Below are 1,724 nucleotides of genomic sequence, written 5' to 3'. Positions count from 1 at the left end.
CGAAGCGGTGTCGCTGCGTGCCGTCGACGGCGGTCACGAGGACGTGCTGATCCGGCCGGCCGCGCTCGACGGGCCCGACGACCCGGTGCTGATCCTCCTCGCGGGGTGGCCCACGGTGCCCGCGGAGGACGTGTCCGCGCTGCGCACGCTGCTCGGCGAGGAGTTCACCCGCGCGCTGTCGGCGGGGACCGGCGGGGGAACGCCGCACGGCCACGCGCAGGACCCCCTGCTCTCCGTCACGCACCTGGTGGCCGAGGTCGCCGCGGAGTACGGGCTCGGGCAGGACGCGGCGGCGCTCTACCTCCAGCTGCTCGCCCTCCCCGACCCCACCGACCGTGACTGCGCCCGCTGGACGGGGTGGAGTCCCGCCCGGCTGAAGCGGGCCCGCGCCGAGCTCGCGGCGACCCCGCTGGTCGTCGAGGCCAAACGGTCACGGGCCGGACGGTCCCTCTTCCTCCCCGGTGGGTGGCGGCCGTCGAAGTCCCCCGCACTGCCCGTGGAGGAGTGGAAGGCCGGCCTGTACCCGCTCTCCGACCACCGGCGGACGGTGCCGCGGGTCCCGGTGGCGGAACTCTTCACCCGGGCCTGGGCGCGGGTCCGGGCGGGAGACGTGCCGCGCTACACCGAACTCGTCACCCGGGCCACCCCGAGGAACCGCCGGTGACCGCCCTCCCACCGGGGTGGCGCCTGCCCTCGCACGCCCCTCCTCCTCCCCGGTCGTCGCGCCCGGCCGCCGAAGGTGGTTGGCTGTGCCCCTGTCAGATGGATCATGTCGGCCCACGTCGGCCGCGGCGCCTCAGGAGGTCCCACCCATGAGCACCCCCACCGGATACGAGTACAAGGTCGTCACCTTCCGCGAGTCCCTGATAGGTGACGCGCTGGACGGCGACAAGCTCGAGAAGACGCTCAACAAGCACGCCGAGGAGGGGTGGCGGCTGAAGACGATCACGTCGGCGGACGTGAAGGGCCGCATCGGCCCCGGTGCGGTCGAGGGCCTGCTGCTCACCCTGGAGCGTCCGCGCGCCTGATGCCGCCGGGGACCGCTCGGTGCGCGCAGAGCGGCACCCCTCGAGGCGTCGGCCGGGCCGGCCCGGGGCCCGCTGCCCCCGGGCCTCCTGCCGCTCAGGCGTCCAGCACCAGCATGATGTGCTCGCGGCCCTCGTACCGCACCGTCCCGGCCCGTCGGAAGCCGTGCCGCTCCAGCAGCTTCACCGAGCCGGTGTTCTCCGCGTACGGGTCCGCGTACAGCGGCCGGGTGGTCTCCTGCCGGAGGAAGAGTCCGAGGGCCCGCGTGCCGATGCCCCGTCCCCAGAACTCCCGGCCCAGCCAGTACCCGACGAAGCGCCGGCCGTCCTGCGACCAGGCGACCAGGTTCCCGGCCAGCACCCCGTCGACCGTCACGGCCCGCACACGGGCGTCGGGATCGCCGAGGACCCTGGTCTTCCAGTGGGTCATGAACACTTCGCGCTCACGCGGCGGGAAGTTGGCCCTCCTGGCGGCCTCGGGGTCCTGTTCCTGCTCGAAGAACACCTCCAGATCGGGGAGTCCGACATCGCGTAGGCGCACGTCTTCTCTCATGCCGCGCGAGTCTGCCAGGCGCCACCGACAGAGCCCGCGTTCCGGCCGGTCAGCGCCCGTACGCCTCGTGGCACAGCGCCACGATGTCCCCCGGCGCGACGCCACGGGCCTGGCGGCACCACTCGCCCATGCGGAACCCCGGGCGC

General features: G+C 74.2%; 2 protein-coding genes and 1 pseudogene. 2 read left to right on the top strand and 1 reads right to left on the bottom strand.

Going from position 1 to position 1,724, the window contains the following annotated elements:
• Positions 1 to 664: pseudogene (locus HW445_RS29885) on the top strand (hypothetical protein); the annotation flags it as partial.
• Between the two features lie 148 nt (positions 665 to 812).
• A complete protein-coding gene (locus HW445_RS29880; protein ID WP_151772515.1) occupies positions 813 to 1,028 on the top strand; it encodes a DUF4177 domain-containing protein in 216 nt (71 codons plus the stop codon).
• Positions 1,029 to 1,122: 94 nt separating this feature from the next.
• On the opposite strand, the gene HW445_RS29875 is transcribed toward HW445_RS29880, so the two are convergent.
• Entirely contained in the window at positions 1,123 to 1,578 is a 456-nt protein-coding gene (locus HW445_RS29875; RefSeq protein WP_180223939.1) for a GNAT family N-acetyltransferase, read from the bottom strand.
• Between the last annotated feature and the right edge of the window lie 146 nt (positions 1,579 to 1,724).

The organism is Streptomyces sp. UH6, assembly GCF_013421635.1.
GTDB lineage: Bacteria > Actinomycetota > Actinomycetes > Streptomycetales > Streptomycetaceae > Streptomyces > Streptomyces abyssomicinicus.
Note: the sequence above shows the minus strand (reverse complement) of the source record. Positions and strands in the feature narration are given on the sequence as shown.

Bases quoted from the DNA above. Each gene is read 5' to 3' on its own strand.
- HW445_RS29875 (WP_180223939.1), bottom strand. From the start codon at position 1,578: ATGAGAGAAGACGTGCGCCTACGCGATGTCGGACTCCCCGATCTGGAG.
- HW445_RS29880 (WP_151772515.1), top strand. From the start codon at position 813: ATGAGCACCCCCACCGGATACGAGTACAAGGTCGTCACCTTCCGCGAG.